This window comes from bacterium SCSIO 12643, assembly GCA_024398135.1.
In the GTDB taxonomy this organism is placed as follows: domain Bacteria; phylum Bacteroidota; class Bacteroidia; order Flavobacteriales_G; family Salibacteraceae; genus CAJXZP01.
In genome coordinates, this window is record CP073750.1 from 944932 (window position 1) to 964588 (window position 19657).

Sequence of the window (19657 nt, forward strand, 5' to 3'; positions counted from 1 at the left end):
TTATATCTACAGTTTTCGGATTGAATAGTCGAACTTTGTTTGCTATACATTTGAGATAATGATTACAGCAAAACTTATTTCTCATCCTCTAATTTTTAAAGCTCCAGCTGGAACTTCCAGAGGTATTCTAAATACAAAACCAACCTGGTTTCTGGTTTTAACGCATACGCTTACAAATAGCATTGGAATTGGCGAGTGTAGTATAATTCCTAAATTAAGCATTGACGACAAACCTGAGATCGAGGACAAGTTGATTCAACTTGTTCATCGAATTAACAATGGAGATATTCCTGGTATATCCGAATATAAGGAATGGCCTGCAATACAATTTGCATTAGAAACCGCCCTAAATGATTTGGCTTACGAAAGTCCGTTTTCGCCTTATCCTGGTGATTTTTCCACTGGTAAAAAAACGATTTATATTAACGGCCTCATATGGATGGGCGATACCGAATTTATGCATCATCAGATTCAAGAAAAACTAGACTCTGGTTTTAACTGCATAAAGATCAAAATCGGAGCTATTGACTTTGAATCAGAAATTCAGTTACTAAAATCCATACGAGAAAATTTTAGCGCTGATCAAATTGAAATTCGAGTGGATGCCAATGGTGCTTTTTCATATGAAGATGCACTAACTAAACTAGAACAACTTTCCAAATATGATATTCATTCTATTGAGCAACCTATTGCACCTAAACAATGGAAAGAAATGGCGGCTTTATGTGTTCAAAGCCCTATTCCAATTGCTCTGGATGAAGAACTTATTGGAATCATTGACGCGGGAGATAAGATACAAATGCTTCAATTTATCCAACCTCAATATATCATTTTAAAACCAAGTTTAATTGGGGGAATTGCTTCTTCTGAAGAATGGATCTCTATTGCAGAAAAAAATAGTATTGGCTGGTGGGCCACCTCTGCTTTAGAGTCAAATATTGGACTGAATGCCATTGCACAATGGGTTTCTACCAAAGAAACATGTATGCCTCAAGGTCTCGGGACTGGAAAACTATTTACAAATAACATTGATGCTCCACTAGACATCCAAAATGGAGCGCTGGTTAATGATCCTAATATGAGCTGGGACATTTCAATTTTTAATTTTTGATGATACCCAATACTATCATATTAAACGGTACACCATATGACATTGAAAGATGTCGCGAAAAAATCGGGGCTTCAATTCCCGATTGGGAAAAAGATATTTTTCACTTTTTGATTGAATGGTTTTCAGATTCAACAGAAATTGAAATTCAAACTTCAGGATCAACTGGACAACCTAAAAAGATTAAACGCACCAAACAGTCGATGATTAATAGCGCTTTAATGACTGGGAAATTTCTTGGTTTACAAGATAGCTCCAAAGCCTTGCTTTGCCTACCATCAAAATATATTGCCGGAAAAATGATGCTGGTTAGAGCCATTACTCTTGGCCTTCAAATGGATTATGTTGCTCCTCAAAACAGCATTCATATCATTGGGAAATATGACTTCTGCGCTATGACTCCATCTCAGGTAGAAGCCTCATTTGATCACATTTCTTCTATCAAAAAACTTATTATTGGAGGCGCCCCAATTTCTCAAAAGTTAGAGTTTGAACTTAAATCTAAAACCTCATCTACCTCTAAGATTTACGCTACGTATGGGATGACCGAAACTGTTAGTCATATTGCTTTAAGAAAAATTGATCTGACCAACGATTTAGCTTATCATACTTTGCCAAATATTTCGATTTCACAAGATGATCGTGACTGTTTGGTTATTAACGCTCCCAAAATCACAACATCTACTTTAACTACCAATGACATTGTAGACATCACCTCTCCTACGTCTTTTATTTGGAAAGGTCGCTTTGATCATGTCATTAATTCTGGTGGCGTTAAATTGTTTCCTGAAAAAATTGAAGCCAAAATCGAATCTCTTATTGATGCTCCTTACTTTATCAGCAGTCTTCCTGATGAAAAATGGGGACATAAAGTAGTCCTTATCATTGAGAGTTCATCATTGGATACGACATCATTATTAAAGTCCGTGAAAACCCAACTGAATAAACTCGAAATACCTAAAGAAGTTTTCTACATCCCTCAATTCCAATATACCCCAAATGGTAAGCTCAACCGATCGGCAACTATGAAAAGGTTACATATTTCAAGCTAAAAACTGATAATTATCAGTTTTTCACTCTGTTATAGCCTTTTCTTTTTTCTCATATTTGAAGCCCACACAAATAACAAACTAACGCTAAATTTTATGTCTTTTACCACTAACCTTAAAGCTAAATTCAGCCGCCATACCCAGCGTGTAATGAATCCATTAGGCGCTACAGTAGTTGCAACACTTTCTTCTGTTGGGATATATCTTGTCATCAATATTTTTTACCACAGTCCCAATTTCCTTGCAGGGCTGGCCATTTCTACTGCCATACCGCTGATCATCACATACCCACTTTCTTTTATCGCCTTTAATAACCAAAAGAAGATCGAAAGACAAGTTAAAGAATTAGAACGCCTGGATTACATTAATAAAAAAATATTTACCGTTGTTGCTCATGACGTTCGAAGTCCAATCGCTACATTAAAATCTTTATTGAATACGATCAATTCGGATAGCATTAGTATAGAAGAAAGTAAAGCACACTTGAAATCATTATCTGATCGAACTGAAAATTTGCTCATCTTTCTGGATAGCATGTTAGATTGGTCCAGAAAACAAATAGAACAAGAATCCTTGTATCCGACATATTTCTACTGTAGTGATACCATTCACCCAATAAAAACTCTTTTAGCGGATATTATTTCATACAAGAATATCACACTAACAGCTTCGAATTTGGAAACACAGATTTATGCAGATCAAGAAAGCTATGCCTTTATTGTCCGAAATATTCTACATAACGCGATCAAATTCACTCCTGAATATGGCAATATATCAATTGATGTTACAGAGAGTGACAATGAAGTTCAAACCATAATACAGGATAACGGAGTGGGAATCTCTCAAAACGGAATTGATAAAATATTAAACTCCGAAGAATGGTTTTCTACTTCCGGGACAGCTAAAGAACCTGGAACTGGATTAGGGATTAAAACCTGCATGTATTATCTAAAACAACAAAATGGCAACCTAAATATTAATAGTTCTTTGGATCAAGGTACTACTGTGACTATTTCATTTCCCAAAAATAACAACTAAACCAAATCCTCCCGATTGGAGATATAGTTGCGCCATCTCTCAATAACTTCCTGCATGTCCTCAGGTAGCTCGGATTCGAAATACATTTTCTCTCCTGTATTGGGATGTATAAAACCTAAACTCTTTGCATGCAAAGCTTGTCTTGGCAATACATTAAAACAATTATTTACAAACTGCTTATACTTGGTAAACACAGTACCTTTCCAAATTCGGGTTCCTTCGTAATCTAAATCCCCAAATAGCGGATGTCCCAAATGACGCATATGCGCACGAATCTGGTGTGTTCTTCCAGTCTCTAATTGACATTCTACTACAGAGACATACCCAAGATCTTCTATTTTTCTAAAATTAGTTGCCGCAGGTTTGCCAAACTCTCCGTCCGGAAATACAGCCATCAACTTTCTATTCTTCAGACTTCGCCCAATATGGCCTTCTATTCTTCCCTCTTCTCCCGGATCTCCCCAAACCAAAGCAATATATTTTCTTTCTATTTCTCGATCAAAAAACTGTTTGGATAGATGTGTTAAAGCTTCTTCTGTTTTTCCCACAATCATTACTCCGGTAGTCAGTTTATCTAAACGATGTACAATTCCCGGTCTATCTGAACCATTTGAACCTTCTGCTAAATGACTCACATGATGCAACAAAGCATTCACCAAAGTACCTGTAACATTCCCTTGTCCTGGATGAACAACCATTCCAGCAGGCTTGTCCAACACCAATACCTCATCATCTTCATACAAAATCTGAAGTGGAATATCTTCTGCAACAAGATCAGATGTGTCTCTTTCTCTAGGAAAAACCAAATCAATTACATCTCCGGGATGCACTTTGTAGTTAGACTTCACTGGCTCTCCATTCACTTTAATATTTCCTTTCTTCAGACCATTTTGAACTTTAGTCCTCGAAATGCCCGCTATTTTATCTCCCAAAAACTTATCAATTCTGATATGCCCCTGTCCTGGATCAACTTCAATGGAATATTGCTCAGAATATTCCATCCCATCCATATGCTCCTCCTCCAAATGTGAATCCAATTAATGTTGTATTAAAAGTTTTTTGATGCCTTTTTTGCCGGTATCTAAATCTTCAATTTCTACCAAATACATTCCAGCTGATACGTCAGATACATTTAAAGTTAACATATCACTGGCTTCAGCTTGCTTTACAACCGTACCTAAAATCGATCTTAAATTTACACGATAATTTCCGTACGGTAAATCGACACTAACTGTCGAAGACGAAGGGTTTGGATATACCGTAAATTCCAACTTTTCCTCTTCCACATCCTTTACGGAAACAGGCCATGGGTTGGTAGTTCCAAATTCCGGGCGAATAAATAATGATCCTTCGTAACTCGAATTCTGCCATTGTCCACCAACCTTAAAGAAGTTTTTAGACTGATTATTATTATTTTTATCCAAACCAATAAACACACGCTTATCTAATTGTTTAATTCCAACGTAAATGGTTCCTTCTACCGCCAAAGGCTCTTCCAAAACCACTCCTTGAACTAAATCTCTTCCTCCAGAATATTGCGGAAAATATAAGTAGCTTTCCAAAAGAATTTCTTCAGGGTCCAGACTTTTCCAAACCATTATTCTGTACGCCCGATCAATTATACTTTCAAATGACCTCGGAAAATAAATGTTGACTGCTCTTAAAGTATCCGCAACCGCTAATTTATATTCAACGGCTATCTGTGCCCCTGCAGAAGTAACAAAATATGCACTTTCGGCAGAACCATCATCATAAGCGTATTGTGTACCAAATTGCTGGTGAAAGAAGGCCGTATCATTATCTCTATTATCATCAGGAGTTGAATTAATATGATATTCAACATTATACGAATATACCGTGTCCGAACTTGTTTTAGGGTAAGTTCCGTTAACCGTACTTGAATTATCACCGATAGCAAAAGAATTCAAAATTGGTGTAATCTCAACCGAACCGTCAAAAATCTGCGTTCCATGATCATATGCCGTAAAACTAGATGACGCGAACTTACTAACACTATGATTATTTCTAAACCGGATATTTTGTTCTGTCTTCATCAAATTCCCTGTACTTGCCTTATAATGTGACCAAGGCATCTGAGAATAATCTTCAATCAACGACTGTCCCGGGTCTAATATTCCTACATCGTCCATCGTTGTATCATTAACCGTTCTTTTTTCATCCAATCTTACATAATCGATATTCCAATGATCAAAGTTTCCAGATACTGACGCATAGTTCAAGAATCTAAATTTAAAACCATCTGCAAAATACTGAGGATCTATCACGTGCACCATTACACTTTTAAATTCATGTACAGGTCCACCGGCTGCACTCCATTTATGTGTCCATTTATCTGTGTATGGAGAATAAAACTCTAAAGCCAAAGAATCATTTGCTTCCGGAGCATCACCCAAACCTTGCGGCTGATAAAAGAAACTTAAATATATCCCTGTATCCTGTAAGCTATTATAATCACTCCCTCCATTAGGTCTCGTTTTTAAATAGATAGGTTTTGATTCTAAAATATCTGCAATTTGATATGAATTTGGATTCATGCTTGGGTCATAAGGTACACCCGTTGAATCCAGTCCATCAAATGTGGCTACTCCTAATGTCACTGGATTATCTCCATAGGTGTAATTATGCAATGCATTGTTATTTCTCCAAACCGAATAACCTTCGTCTGGAACAATCACCACTGTATCGCTGTAGTTTAAATATGTTCTATCTGCTAAATGATTTGTAATTACTGTATTTCCAACAATCAAAGTATCCTGTCGCACCCAAACGGTATCTGTATCCACAACCATTTGATAATCTACCTTAGAAAGAATACTTACATAAACCGGTGGAGTAGCCACCGAATCATATCCTCCACTTCCATTAGGTGTATAATGATATGAAGTATCAAACATGGCTTTTAATTCTTCCTGATACACTCCATTCACCAGAAAATTTTGCCACACCAACGTATCCGTAACAGTATTTAACGTATCAAAAGAATAGGACTTAAAGTAATTCCTTGAAAAATCATCTACAATTGGTAAGTGATTTGTATCCAATAAAAATTGATAGGTATACGTTTCTCCAGCTTCAGCAGATCTACTTAAAAACAACTTTTTTGACTCCCACTGTAAACTTTCATTTCCCCATAATGGTGCTGTTCCCTCCTGGGTATAACCAGTTAGTACAACAAAATTTATAAGTATGGCAATTAAGTAATTAAATGTCCTCATCCGGTTGTAAATTGGTATCTGGAACCATTAACTCAATTCCCTCAATTTTATTACTATCTAATGTCAAAAATAAATCGAAAGCACGACCTTGTCTCACCTTACTCACCGTATCATAAACGGGGATTTGTCTATACACGAATGCATTTGCCGAATCATCTTTATTAACTACAGTTGTATCATATTCATAAAACCCCACATTTAAACCTTTTGAGTTTAACACCTCTCTGACTTCCGCCAACGACATTCTATATAAATATGGAATATTCACTTTTTCCATTCCTATACCTTCTCCAATAATCAAAGAAATCGATTTTCCTTTTTCAATTCTGGTTCCAGAAGATACTTCTTTACCTTCAAATAAAACCCCGATCACACAATTATCACATTCTGCCGGGCGGTAGATTAATGAGTCTATTTTTAAACCATAGGTCTCTATTTTACTGACCACTTGTCGTACGGTAATATCATGTAACTCCGGCAAAATCACACTGGGTGGAGTAACAGAATTTATTGTGATGTAAATCTTTCGATTCGGCTTTACCAATTCTCCTTTTCCAGGAATCTGCTCTAATACAATTCCCCCTTCTTTGTTTGGATTAAACAGAGAGTCTACAATCTCAAACCTGAGATTTTTATCTGAAATATATTCATCAATTTCAGAATAATGAAATCCCTCAAAATCCGGAACTTCAACAAATTCATCATGTTTAGTGTATGAATCTAAAAATAATGACACCGCATAAATACCGGCAGCCACAATCAATAGCATAACCAGGATATTGATCCAAAATGCTCTTGAAATAAAAAACGACAATAATTTCTTCAATTTACAACTTTAAAAAACTGTACAAATATGGTAATCCGCAAATATAATTTTTATGCTATGAATGAGCTCTGATTCAACAAATGCAATTCACTTATTTCTATTTGAAAAACAATTAAATCGGTTTTTTTAGACATCTGTTTTTATAGACTTTCAAACAATAACCTATTGGTAAAAAAACATAAAACATAGATTTCACAGTTCCTTATATAAATAACTTCGTTAATGTTAATCGACAAGTATATGAATTCGTCTCTTAAAAATATTGCCATTTTAGCCGGTGGAAATTCATCGGAAGCCTCTGTTTCTATCAAAAGTGCTTCTATCGTTGAAGAAAATATTAAATCCAGATTTAATACTTTCCTAATTCACATTAAAAACGAAAACTGGACTTATCAAAAAAATGAATCTACACATGAGATTGATAAAAATGACTTTAGCCTAACACTTAACGGAAACAAAATCAAATTCGACCTTGTTTTCATAGCTATTCATGGAACTCCGGGAGAAGACGGAAAACTACAAGGGTACTTTGATGTTTTAGGAATCAACTATGCTTCGTCAAATCTATTGGCCTCCGCTTTAAGTTTTAATAAAGGTGTCTGTAACGATTATTTAAAAACGCATCAGGTTAAGGTAGCTAAATCAGTTCAACTTTTTAAAAATGTGAAGTTCGATACCAGCAGCATCATTGATTCATTAGGCCTTCCATGCTTTGTAAAACCAAATCAATCTGGCTCAAGTTATGGTGTAAGCAAGGTACATAGCGCTTCTGATTTACCAAATGCAATAGAAGACGCTTTTACCTACGACAATCAGGTTTTGGTCGAATCATTTATCCAGGGTAGAGAAGTAACATGTGGTGTAAATAATTTCAATAATACACTTACTGCCATGCCTATTACAGAAATCATTACCGAACATGATTTCTTTGATTTTGATGCGAAATATAACGGTGCATCCCAAGAAATCACACCAGCGGATTTACCTTCTCATCTCACCGAAAAAGTACAAAGCGCAGCAAAGCATATTTTCCAATTATTAAATCTGGATGGCGTAGCTAGAATTGACTTTATCATTCAAGATGACACACCTTATATGATTGAAGCTAATACAATTCCTGGTCTATCAGCCGAAAGCATAATCCCTCAACAAGCCAGTGCAATGGGCTATACACTACCGGATTTCTTTGAAGCATGGATTGATCATTTTCTTAATAAATAATCCTAATTATTTATTTAAAAACTGTAACAATTTCTGCACAGCCAATCCTCTGTGACTAATCTCATTTTTTGACGTTGTGGACATTTGCGCAAATGACTGTTCAAATCCTTTTGGACGAAATAATGGGTCGTACCCAAAACCATTTTCCCCTTGATACGCTTTTAAGATTTCACCGGAACATATTCCTTCAAAATAATGCTCTTTCCCTTTAATAATTAAACAGATTACTGTTCTAAATTGAGCAGATCGATCCTCAACATTATTTAATTCTCTCAGTAGCTTTTCATTGTTATCATCGTAATCACAAGCAGGACCGGCATATCTTGCAGAATATACTCCAGGAGCTCCGTCAAGAGACGACACTTCTAATCCGGTATCATCTGCAAAACAATCTACCCCATACTTATCATATATAAATCGAGCCTTTATCCGTGCATTTTCTTTAAGTGTAGTTCCGGTTTCAGGAATATCTTCATCGATACCATATTCCCTTAATCCTTTAACCTCATAATTTCGAACAGATTCTTTAATCTCTAAAAGTTTGTGTTCGTTATTCGTTGCAAAAACCAAATCCATATCTCAAAACTAAATAAGATGCATAAAAAAGAGCCGTATAAAACAAAAATACGGCTCTAGTTTCTTTAGAGAACACCTCTAAAATTGTAACAATCTTGGGTCCCTGGACAATTACCTATGCTATGAACAATTATCCAAGGCTTTGCCCCCAATACAGCAAATTACGGGAATTACAACTTTAGGTTGGGTCTACTTATATTAATTTTACATTATTTAGCCGCATCATAAAATTGTGCGATCATTTCAATAACTTTTACACCTTCCTCACTATTCGTCATTATCTCCTGACGGCCGTTTAATGTTTCAATAACATTATCAATAACTTTATCATGATTAGACATTGACCCTTCATAAAAGCCATAATTATTGGCAGATGAAGAAGTCGGAATATCCACAATATCAAATCCATTGGTAATCTGATAGTCAATCGTATTCAAATATTTCCCTCCAATCTTGATTGTGGCATTGTCAGAAAAAATAGAAATTGATCCTTCCATATTTTGTTCATATGAAGAAGTTGTGAAATTTAAATTACCGATCCCTCCATTTTTGAATTTAAAAATAAAAGAACCCGAATCTTCAAATTCTATCAAATCATTATGAGTCATATTATCGACAGTTCCTTTAACATCTTCTATTTCTCCAAACAAATAATAAAGTATATCAACAAAATGGCTAAATTGAGTATATAATGTACCTCCATCTAATTCTTTTGTTCCCCTCCAATATGACTGATTATAATATGATTCGTTTCGATTCCAAAAGCAGTTCACACTTACCATAAAAGGTTGGTTTAATTTTCCTTCCAACATAAGCTCCTTTACCGTCTTTACCGGAGGGTTATATCTGTTTTGCTTTACGATGAATAGTTTTACACCACTATTTCTTGCTGCCTCCTGCATTTCTCTAGCCGTAGACACTGAGATTGACATCGGTTTTTCAACAACGGTATGTTTACCTGCATTTATAGATTTTATAGCTAGCTCTGCATGTGTCCCATTCGGTGTACAAATGTTAACCACATCCACACGATCATCATTTATTAAGCTTTCAAAGTCACCATACCCGGTGATATTATACTTTTCACAAAAAAGCTTCATCTTTTCAGAGTCAATATCAAAAACTCCAACAACATTCCCTAAATGATGTGCCTGAATATGTTTTACATGACGATTTGCAATATGCCCACAACCAATGATTGCAAAATTTTTCTTCATACATGATTTTTCTAATGATGCGCAGTGCATCATATTATATCGACACCAAAAGTAATTTTTTAGTAGTCTTAAGAAGACATTCCTTACATCAAAAAAATAAACATCTTTGCGGATTCAATTTGTAGACTTTATAGCGATGGAAAGAATACCGGATTCAGAACTCATATTAAACGCAGATGGAAGCGTTTATCATCTTCAGTTAAAACCAGAACATATTGCGGATAACGTCATTGTTGTAGGTGACCCTGGAAGAGTTCGTTTAGTATCCTCATTTTTCGATCACATAGAATACAAAATATCAAATCGTGAGTTCGTAACCCATACCGGGATCTATAAAAACAACAGGTTTACGGTTATTTCAACGGGTATAGGAACCGACAATATTGACATTGTAATCAATGAATTGGATGCTGCAGTTAATATTGACCTGGCCACTAAAACAGTTAAAGAAGATAAACGGTCTTTAAATATTGTAAGAATTGGAACCTCTGGTGCTTTACAAGGAGATATACCCGTAGATTCTTTTTTACTGAGTGAAAAAGCAATGGGCTTTGATGGTCTTTTACATTTTTATTCGGATAAACTAAATGTAAATGAAAAAGAGATTTCAGATTCTTTTTGCGAACATACTAAATGGAACGAGAATTTGGCACGTCCATATGTGGTAAGCGCAAGTCCGGAGTTAATATCAAAACTAGATCATGGTGTTTACAAAGGAATGACAGCAACAGCATCAGGTTTCTATGCGCCTCAGGGAAGAATTTTAAGGCTTCAACCTCAAATGGATGAGTTTCCGGAACTTCTCTCATCATTTTCTCATGAAGGTCTAAAAATCACCAATTTTGAAATGGAAACTTCAGCTCTATATGGTCTATCTAAAGCGCTTGGACACCATGCCTGTACTGTTTGTGCTATAATAGCAAATCGAAAAAACAAACAGTTTAGCAAAAAACATGATCAGACAATTAACGAGCTTATCACCCATGTTTTGAACAACTTAACAATATGATTGTTAAAACTAATTTAAAAATGCATTTAAAACCCTCTAAAATCAGAATAGATTTGGCGTAAGCAAATTCATTAAACTGCGTGCGTACACCAAAAGAAATAAATGCGTTAATTCGACTTTTAGATGATCCTGATGAAGATATCTATGGACACATCAAAGAAGAACTCAAATCATTTGGTTCTGATGTAATTCCTAATTTAGAATCTCATTGGGAAAAAAATCGTCTTGGAAATTTATTTCAGCATAGAATCGAGAACCTGATCCATGAAATTCAATACGGATCTTTAGAAGACAATCTCGTTCAGTGGTGGCATAGTGACAAACCTGATCTACTTGATGGTGTTACTTTAGTTTCTAACTATAAGTACCCTACATTATCTATTGATTATATCAATGATCAAATCACAAAGTACACACAAGAAATCTGGCTGGAAATCAATGATTATTTAACAGCTCTGGAAAAAATAAAACTTATCAATCATTTTATTTTTGAGGTTCATGGTTTTTCTGGAAATGTGGCAGGTTTTCACGACAATCAAAACTCTTTTCTAAAAGATGTTTTGGATTCAAAAAAAGGCAACCCGTTATCTCTGTCTATTTTATACATTCTAATTGGACGCCAATTGGACTTACCAATTTATGGAGTAAATCTTCCCAGACATTTTGTTGTTGCATATTTAGATCCTTATCGTTTAACAAATCCAATAGAAGATTCCCCTGTTCTATTTTATATCAATCCATTTTCAAATGGTGATGTATTTGGCCCTTCGGAATTGAGTTCTTTTTTGGAGAAAATAAACGTCAAAGAAAAAGATGAATATTTCAAACCTTGTGATAGTAAGGTTATTCTCAAACGTATGCTCAATAATTTAATATACGCTTATACAAAATCTGAAGACATTCAAAAAGCGGAGGAAATCAAACGATTATCCAACCTCCTAAAATAAACATAGAACCGCTTGGTTAACGAATAATCCTAAGTAGCGTTTTAAATATGATTTTCATATCCAATAAAAAGCTTTGATTCTCTATATATTTTAAATTCAAAGCCAATTTATCAGGCATTATTTCATGAATATATGTCTCTTCCGGGTTGTCAGATTGAGCTAATATTTCACTTTCATTTACGTATTCTAAAGTTGCCAAATCAGAAAGCCCAGGTTTAACTGATAATACTTTTAGTTGCTCAGTAGTATATAAATCAACATACTGCTTCACCTCAGGTCTTGGGCCAATCACGCTCATTTCACCCACTAAAATATTAATTAACTGAGGTAATTCATCTAATTTATATTTCCTCAAATAATATCCTATGTTGGTTACTCTTGGGTCTCGATCTCCAACCGTAATTTTCACTTTATCTGAATCCGGACGCATTGTTCTGAATTTATACAAACCGAATTCCTTCCCGTCCTTTCCCACTCTTTTTTGCATATAAAAGATTCCTCCTTTAGAATCTATTACAATTAAAATAGAAATCATTAGTGTAACCGGAAATAGTAACAATAACACGGTTAGCGAAGAGACAATATCAAAAAGTCGCTTTATCACGATTATCGCTTCAAGACTTTTTTCACTGATTTAACTAAAGCTTTAACCACAAATTCAATTTGTTCGTCAGTCAAATCATAAAAAATAGGCAAACTAATTTCTTGAGTGTAATTCTCAAATGCCACAGGATAATCCAGCATTTTGTATCCTCTATGCTTATAGAATGAAAGCATTGGCAATGGTTGATAATGTACATTTACAGAAACATCCAGATTTGAAATCTCAAAAATGATTAAGTTTCTTTGTTGTTCCGTAATATCTTTTATTCTAAGCAAGTATAAATGACAGTTTGATTCTTTCTCATTATCCAAATATGTAGGCGTCCATGCCCATTCATATTTGGACAGAAGTTGGTTGTATTTTTCAAAGATGTGTTTACGTTTAACCAAAGTATCATCTTTATATCTCTCCAACTCCACCAGGCCTATAGAAGCTAAAATATCGGTCATATTGTATTTATACCCAGCTTCAACCACATCATATCTCCATCCTCCCTTCTGAACCTTTGCAAAAGCATCTTTGGTTTGTCCATGAAGAGATTTTACATTCAAATCGTTATACATCCTTTGAGGATCAAATCTCTTTGGCAACATTAAAGAAATAGCGCCACCTTCTGCTGTGGTAAGGTTCTTTACAGCATGGAAAGAAAATGCTGTAGCATCAGCACAAGTCCCCGAGTTTTTACCCTTATAGATGGAACCTATAGAATGCGCTCCATCAGCCAAAATCATAATTCTTCCCAATAGTTCCTGAACCTCAGTATTGGGCGTGAATTTTGATCTGATTTTATCTTGTTTGATCACCTCATGTAATTCATCATAATCACACGGCCATCCCCCTATATCCACAGGAATAATCACTTTGGTTTTCTCAGTAATTAACGCTCCAACTTTAGACACATCCATATTAAAATCGTCACGTTTTACATCGCACATCACAGGTGTTGCTCCACTATGAATCACAGCATTAGCTGTGGCCGTATACGTATATGCCGGAATAATCACCTCATCACCTGGCCCGACACCAAACCAACTTAACATGAGTTCCATTCCTGCAGTACCACTATTCAAGCATACCGTAGCATTTGCCCCGGTAAACTCCGTTATTCGCTTTTCAAATAATTTGGTTTTTGGACCTGTCGTGATCCATCCCGAGCGTAAAGCATCTACTACTTCAAGGATAATTTTTTCATCAATTCTTGGTGGAGAAAATGGAATCATATTCTTTTTAAATAAAACGCAAAAGTAAACAAATTAAAGGGCTTATTTAATTCTCATAAGTAAAGAACACAATAGAGTTCATCACCGCATAGTAAACAACCCCAGCCTGTGTATTCAAGACCGATTCAGTTAAAAAATTGATCAATAGAATCAATAAAAAAAGTGGAAAAAACAGTTTCCCTTTTTTTACCGAAAACCACAGCGGTATAAATAACGAAATTAACAAAGCAAAAGTTCCCAATAGCCCTAAACCCACTTGAGTCTGAATGAATTGATTATGCGCATTTAGATTATCTCTCACAGCTCTAACGAGTCTATCCTGGGAAAACCTTTTCCTTAACTCCCAATTTACATCACCAGTCCCTACTCCTAACAATAAGTTTTCCTTTATTAAAGGAATTGAAGATTTCCACATAGACATCCTTACTCCTGAACTTGACTTTGAACTCACCACATCTACTTTTCGGAATGAATTGGTATATTTCGTAATTGGATAGATAACTGCCATAAGAAGCAATAGGGTTGCAAATAACGAATACAACATTTTTTTCCATTTTAACTCCGGAAAGAATATATACACAAACGCATATAACAAAAGCAACACCAGAGTTAACATACCTGTACGGGATGAAAGCTGATAAACACCAATCATTAAAAAGCCAAGGAGAGCAAAATGCCTAAACTGCGGTCTATTTCTTGAATGGAAGATTAAAACTAATAAACTAGCAATAGCAAAATTCACATACATCGAAAAATAAGATGGATGATGGAATAACGATAGTAATGTGTAGAAAAAGACGTCCGGATTGCCAGTATCAGTAAAATTAAATCCTGCTATAATGAACTGTATCACCAATGACAATGTAACTCCCCATATAAATGTTTTGAGCAATCCGTACACAGAGAACCTATTAATAATATTTGAAGTCAGGAAAAGCAACGGAACGAATAGCATGGACATCTTTACCTCCAAATCAAATAACCCTTCAGGAATATCTATGGTATAAAGCATTCCCATCAAAGTCACCACATAGAACAACGTAAAAGAAAAAATATAGAGTTTTCTTTTCTTGAATAGTCTTTGTCTTTCAGAAAACGGAACTGAGAATAAATTCAACACCAGAAATATCACTAAAGTTACTGGTATAAGTCTTTCCTGAAATGAAATCAAAAAAACCAAAACATGTAATACATAAAGATTGAGTTTTTCCAACGATATATCTCGAAATAAACTGGTCACTTCATTCTTTTTATCTGGAAGTTGAAAAATTCACACCACCAGGTTTAACGTTAAAGAAATACAATTGAACAAAGCCCTTTAAATATCCCCATCCATAACTGAGATGAATCAACGGAAAAATCATAGGCATGACTACAGCCAATATCAATCGCTTATTTTGCGTAGCCACCTTTATACTCACTAAAAAGGTCAGCAAAACATAGAATGCAAGTAACCCTGCCCACAAACCTGTAAAAAGAACAGGCAAGAATGGAAGTATTAACACACTCATCAAAAACATTACGAATATTGGAGGCACAAATTGCCTTACTGTTGCTGGATCCCCTAATTTCGAGTTCACCAAAGGTTTAAATAATCCATACTGGTAAAACATCTTCATCATTGTTGACACGGTAGCTCTGGCATAATAAACAATCTCAACATCTGGAATCAAATATATCTTTCCTCCATTTTTTATGATCCTACCATTAAACTCATCATCCTGATTTCGGATTAGGTCTGTATCAAATAAACCGATCTTATCAAAAACTGATCTCGGAAAACAACCAAATGGAACGGTATCTACAGATTTAATCTCATCATTCTCTAATCTATAATTGGCGTCTCCAATTCCTAATGGATGAGATGTTGCCAATGCAATTGCAGTAGCTACAGCTCCATCATTAGCCGGAGTTGTTTTCCATACACCTCCAACATTATCCGCTCCCAATCGTTCTAATTCTTCGACTAATCTAGAAACATAATTTGAAGGATATTTAGAATGGGCATCCAACCTTATGATTACATCACCCTTCGCTATCTTCAATGCATAATTTAGCGCATATGGCACTACACGCTCAGGGTTATTAATCAATTTAACATTCGAATGATTTAAGATATATTCCTTTATTAATTCCTTTGTTCTATCGTCACTCTCACCATCGGCAATAACAATCTCTAATGAATCTAGAGGGTAATCTTGTTTCATTATAGAATCCAAGGTATTTATAATAAAACCCTCTTCATTTCTAGTAGGAATAATAATCGAAACGCTCGTTGCCATTTAAATTGAATAACGACAAAGATTATCAAACAAATCAATAAATGCACTTAAGGATTATAATTTTATTAACGAATCATTAAATTACATTAATTTGCATCCACAAAATTGACATATGCATCCATCAGATAATATCGGTCTAACAGATTTTTTTGTCCTCATCTTTAAGTTTTGCAAGCGTAATCTAGCCCTAATTGTAATTTCTACAGTCATTGGTTTATTATTAGGATATAGCTATAATCATTTTTCAAAAAAGTATTATCTCTCGGAAATGGTGGGATATTCCAATTTAGTCGAGAAAAATATTGTTTTAGAAATTCTTGCGCCTCTTAACAAATTTGCAGAAGAAAAAAACTTCTCTGAACTTTCAAAGAATCTAAACATTTCTGAAGAAACTGCGGCTGCAATTCGTAGTATTGACTTTGCTACTTCAAAACATAACAAAACATCAAACAATCCTAAATTAACAGACCAGAAGCTTGGAGAGCTTATCCTCACTACATTAACGGTTTACAACCAAGATAAACTTCCAGAAATCGAAAAAGGTATTGTCAATTTTCTAGAAAATAATTCTTATTTAAAAGAAAAAACAAACACTGAGAAAGCTAAAACAACAAAACTGATTCAAAATATTGCCGAAAAAATTGAAAGTTTTGATTCTATTTATAATCATCCCAATCAAATTTCAAAAGGATCGGGTAGCCCAACTATTAATGTTACTTCATCTCAGAGTCCAACAGACTTTGTTGAATCTTATGAATATTTGGAAGATTTAAAAAACAAAGCAGAACACATTCGCTCTTTTCAAGTAGTCTCTCATTTTTATTATTTATCAAAACCTGATAACAAACAGCTACTTATTATCTCTGGACTCGGGGTCGTTTTCTTTATTTCCAGCCTTCTTCTGGCTTTGTTGAAAGAAATTGCGGTTCTTTCAAAAAAAGAAGGTTAGTTTTTTCCTTTTGATTCTTATGATAAGAATCAAATAAAATCACCCAAAGAACAATATCAACAATAGATACACCCCAAAAAAAAGCATACTGTGTCAAACCAAATATCAAAATGGGTAATATGTACAACCCGTTAGACCATCTTACATTCCTGTAGATAAAAGCAAAATATAACGCACTTATAAATATCCCGTTAGTTGCAATCAACTCTAAATAAGAATTATGCGCATGATAACTATCTAACCAAAGTTTAATTGAGTTATTCCCAAATAACAGATGTTCCTTTATAAATTCAAAAAAATCTAGCCAAATGTATTCTCGTCCGGTCAACTCAACCGTCCCCTGATTACGTGTAAATTGATTTAAAATACTCTCTCCCTTCAACACTAAACCAACTACTACTCCCACTATCACTACAACCGTTCCTATGGTTCCTTTTATCGCATTATCGACCGTGTATCTCATTTTCATGAAATGAGAAGCATTTCTTAACACCCAATATACACCTAAAGACATTATCACAGATCTATTAAATGTTATCAATATGGCAACTCCTATTAGAATTTTAACCAAAGCAAAAAACCATTCCTTAAGCCTGAAATAATCTATGAACAACCAGGCAATCAGAAGCTTCGAAGCTATAAGGCTAGAACTTTCACTAAGACCTAAAGGTCTTTGAAAATAAGCCAATTCCCCTCCGTTGAAAACCATGTAACCTGGCAAGCTTCTGTCAAATGTAGATATACCTGCTACTCGTTCAAGAATTACAACAATAGCCTCAACAGCTATTAATGACACCAGCACCCTCGCGTCATTCCTCTTAAATGAAACAGCAATCACATAAGTGGGTATCAATAAGATAAAATAAGGGAAAACATCCTTCATTGAGGTTGTTGCATCCCAATGTATTAATCTATTAATTGTACTAAAAAAAATAATTAATAGAACCAGCAGAAAATTCCAATTAATCAGGTGCTTTGGGTTTAAATAAAATGATGAGAAATCCTCAAGGAATCCATGTCTATTCTTTGCTAAAGCATAAAAGAATGCCACAAGAAAAAAAAACTGAGGCACATAAGCTGTTGTAGGCAAATATGTAAGTAAACCCATCATTTATAAATGCGAATGTATACTTTAATCACTACTGCAAAAATAAATCCCCACAATACGGTTCATATTTTTCATATTTCAGAATCTATAGGGTAAATGTAAAGTATATCTTTGCCGTTTGGATTTTTATCTACCAATTTAATTTTGATTATTGAAAAAACCTACAAGTTCTTCTACGTAGATTTAAATCTGAATTATTTATAAGTGCATAAAATTAGGATGAAAAAAGCATTAATTACAGGAATAAGTGGTCAGGATGGATCATATTTGGCGGAATTTCTTTTAGATAAAGGATATGAGGTTCATGGTATTATCAGAAGATCTAGTTTAGAAACAAGAACAAGAATAGATCATATATACGAAGATCCGCATAACAAAGATGTTAGATTATTCTTGCATTTTGGAGATATTACAGACACTTCCTGCGTTTCTAGCTTAATTAAAAGTATTGAACCTGATGAGGTTTACAATCTTGCAGCACAAAGCCATGTCCGAGTATCCTTTGAAATTCCTGAGTACACAGAAAATGTGGATGCCGCAGGAAGTTTAAGAATTCTAGAGGCTATTAGAATTCACGGGTTAGAAAAAAAGACCCGTTTCTATCAAGCCTCTACCAGTGAACTCTTTGGAAAAGTTCAGGAAGTTCCTCAATCGGAAAAAACACCTTTTTATCCAAGATCTCCTTACGCAGCTGCTAAAATTTACTCCTATTGGATCACAGTAAATTATAGAGAGGCTTACGATATTTTTGCGGTGAATGGAATTCTTTTTAATCATGAATCTCCCAGAAGAGGAGATAGTTTTGTAACAAAAAAGATTGTTAACTCCGTTGCCGATATCTATCATGGAAAATTAGAAAAAATGTACCTGGGAAATCTTGAATCTCAAAGGGATTGGGGATATGCTCCGGATTATGTTGAAGGAATGTGGATGATGCTACAAGCTGAGAAACCACAAGATTTGGTATTAGCTACTGGAGAAACAAATTCTGTAAGAGCATTTGTTGAAGCTGCATTCCAACATGTTGGAATAGAAATTGAATGGCAAGGCTCAGGAGTTGATGAAATTGGTATCAACAAACAAAACGGACAAACTATTATCGCTATTGACCCATGGTATTATAGACCTACGGAGGTGGATTTACTTATTGGAGATCCAAGCAAAGCCAAAGAAACAATTGGATGGGAAGCAAAAGTTAAGTATAAAGAGCTCGTAAAAATCATGATGGATGATGCTCTAAAAACCAGAGCATAAACGAACTATTGTA

The 19657-nt window shown here is 34.8% G+C and carries 18 protein-coding genes; 8 read left to right on the forward strand and 10 right to left on the reverse strand.

What is annotated here, in order from left to right:
* The first annotated feature begins 58 nt into the window (after positions 1-58).
* From KFE94_04075 to KFE94_04085, 3 genes are all read left to right on the forward strand, one after another.
* Positions 59-1111 (forward strand): o-succinylbenzoate synthase, encoded by a 1053-nt coding sequence (locus KFE94_04075; protein ID UTW67301.1) that lies wholly within the window; start codon positions 59-61, stop codon positions 1109-1111.
* Positions 1111-2160, forward strand: coding sequence for an AMP-binding protein (locus KFE94_04080; protein ID UTW67302.1), 1050 nt, complete (start codon positions 1111-1113; stop codon positions 2158-2160). The genes KFE94_04075 and KFE94_04080 overlap by 1 nt, the downstream gene beginning before the upstream one ends.
* 93 nt (positions 2161-2253) lie before the next feature.
* Positions 2254-3195 (forward strand): HAMP domain-containing histidine kinase, encoded by a 942-nt coding sequence (locus KFE94_04085; GenBank protein UTW67303.1) that lies wholly within the window; start codon positions 2254-2256, stop codon positions 3193-3195.
* Here the strand turns inward: KFE94_04085 and KFE94_04090 are convergent.
* Genes KFE94_04090 through KFE94_04100 form a run of 3 tightly spaced genes read right to left on the reverse strand, consistent with a single transcriptional unit; the run spans position 3192 to position 7257 of the window.
* Positions 3192-4205 carry an RluA family pseudouridine synthase gene (locus KFE94_04090; GenBank protein ID UTW68208.1) on the reverse strand — a complete coding sequence of 338 codons (1014 nt, stop codon included), beginning with the start codon at positions 4203-4205 and terminating at the stop codon, positions 3192-3194. The two genes, KFE94_04085 and KFE94_04090, sit on opposite strands and share 4 nt — an antisense overlap.
* Before the next feature lie 27 nt (positions 4206-4232).
* Positions 4233-6431 (reverse strand): T9SS type A sorting domain-containing protein, encoded by a 2199-nt coding sequence (locus KFE94_04095; protein UTW67304.1) that lies wholly within the window; start codon positions 6429-6431, stop codon positions 4233-4235.
* Positions 6418-7257: a PASTA domain-containing protein gene (locus KFE94_04100; protein ID UTW67305.1), complete on the reverse strand. Its 840-nt coding sequence runs from the start codon at positions 7255-7257 to the stop codon at positions 6418-6420. Before KFE94_04100 ends, KFE94_04095 begins: the two co-directional genes overlap by 14 nt.
* Before the next feature lie 240 nt (positions 7258-7497).
* Between KFE94_04100 and KFE94_04105 the strand changes: the two genes are divergently transcribed.
* On the forward strand, positions 7498-8478 hold the full coding sequence (locus KFE94_04105; protein UTW67306.1) for a D-alanine--D-alanine ligase: 981 nt from the start codon (positions 7498-7500) through the stop codon (positions 8476-8478).
* A gap of 6 nt (positions 8479-8484) precedes the next feature.
* Here KFE94_04105 and rdgB read toward each other — a convergent pair whose 3' ends face one another.
* Together rdgB and KFE94_04115 are read right to left on the reverse strand one after the other, a co-directional pair.
* A complete protein-coding gene (gene rdgB, locus KFE94_04110; GenBank protein UTW67307.1) occupies positions 8485-9054 on the reverse strand; it encodes an RdgB/HAM1 family non-canonical purine NTP pyrophosphatase in 570 nt (189 codons plus the stop codon).
* Positions 9055-9263: 209 nt separating this feature from the next.
* Positions 9264-10271 carry a Gfo/Idh/MocA family oxidoreductase gene (locus KFE94_04115; GenBank protein ID UTW67308.1) on the reverse strand — a complete coding sequence of 336 codons (1008 nt, stop codon included), beginning with the start codon at positions 10269-10271 and terminating at the stop codon, positions 9264-9266.
* 136 nt (positions 10272-10407) lie between these two features.
* Between KFE94_04115 and KFE94_04120 the strand changes: the two genes are divergently transcribed.
* Together KFE94_04120 and KFE94_04125 are read left to right on the forward strand one after the other, a co-directional pair.
* A complete protein-coding gene (locus KFE94_04120) occupies positions 10408-11280 on the forward strand; it encodes a nucleoside phosphorylase (protein UTW68209.1) in 873 nt (290 codons plus the stop codon).
* 80 nt (positions 11281-11360) lie between these two features.
* Complete coding sequence (locus KFE94_04125) at positions 11361-12227, forward strand: transglutaminase family protein (GenBank protein ID UTW67309.1); 867 nt, start codon at positions 11361-11363, stop codon at positions 12225-12227.
* A gap of 16 nt (positions 12228-12243) precedes the next feature.
* Here KFE94_04125 and KFE94_04130 read toward each other — a convergent pair whose 3' ends face one another.
* The 4 genes from KFE94_04130 to KFE94_04145 are packed head-to-tail and all read right to left on the reverse strand — an operon-like array spanning position 12244 to position 16333.
* Positions 12244-12831 carry a sugar transferase gene (locus KFE94_04130; protein UTW67310.1) on the reverse strand — a complete coding sequence of 196 codons (588 nt, stop codon included), beginning with the start codon at positions 12829-12831 and terminating at the stop codon, positions 12244-12246.
* A 2-nt stretch (positions 12832-12833) separates the two neighbouring features.
* Complete coding sequence (locus KFE94_04135) at positions 12834-14051, reverse strand: DegT/DnrJ/EryC1/StrS aminotransferase family protein (GenBank protein ID UTW67311.1); 1218 nt, start codon at positions 14049-14051, stop codon at positions 12834-12836.
* Positions 14052-14097: 46 nt separating this feature from the next.
* Positions 14098-15291 (reverse strand): O-antigen ligase family protein, encoded by a 1194-nt coding sequence (locus tag KFE94_04140; GenBank protein ID UTW67312.1) that lies wholly within the window; start codon positions 15289-15291, stop codon positions 14098-14100.
* 10 nt (positions 15292-15301) lie between these two features.
* Positions 15302-16333 (reverse strand): glycosyltransferase family 2 protein, encoded by a 1032-nt coding sequence (locus tag KFE94_04145; protein UTW67313.1) that lies wholly within the window; start codon positions 16331-16333, stop codon positions 15302-15304.
* Between the two features lie 112 nt (positions 16334-16445).
* On the opposite strand from KFE94_04145, the gene KFE94_04150 reads away from it, so the two are divergent.
* Complete coding sequence (locus KFE94_04150) at positions 16446-17282, forward strand: hypothetical protein (protein UTW67314.1); 837 nt, start codon at positions 16446-16448, stop codon at positions 17280-17282.
* On the opposite strand, the gene KFE94_04155 is transcribed toward KFE94_04150, so the two are convergent.
* Positions 17218-18165, reverse strand: a complete 948-nt coding sequence (locus KFE94_04155) for a hypothetical protein (protein ID UTW67315.1) — start codon at positions 18163-18165, stop codon at positions 17218-17220. The genes KFE94_04150 and KFE94_04155 overlap by 65 nt on opposite strands.
* Before the next feature lie 444 nt (positions 18166-18609).
* Between KFE94_04155 and gmd the strand changes: the two genes are divergently transcribed.
* Entirely contained in the window at positions 18610-19644 is a 1035-nt protein-coding gene (gene gmd, locus KFE94_04160) for a GDP-mannose 4,6-dehydratase (GenBank protein UTW67316.1), read from the forward strand.
* The last annotated feature ends 13 nt before the right edge of the window (positions 19645-19657 follow it).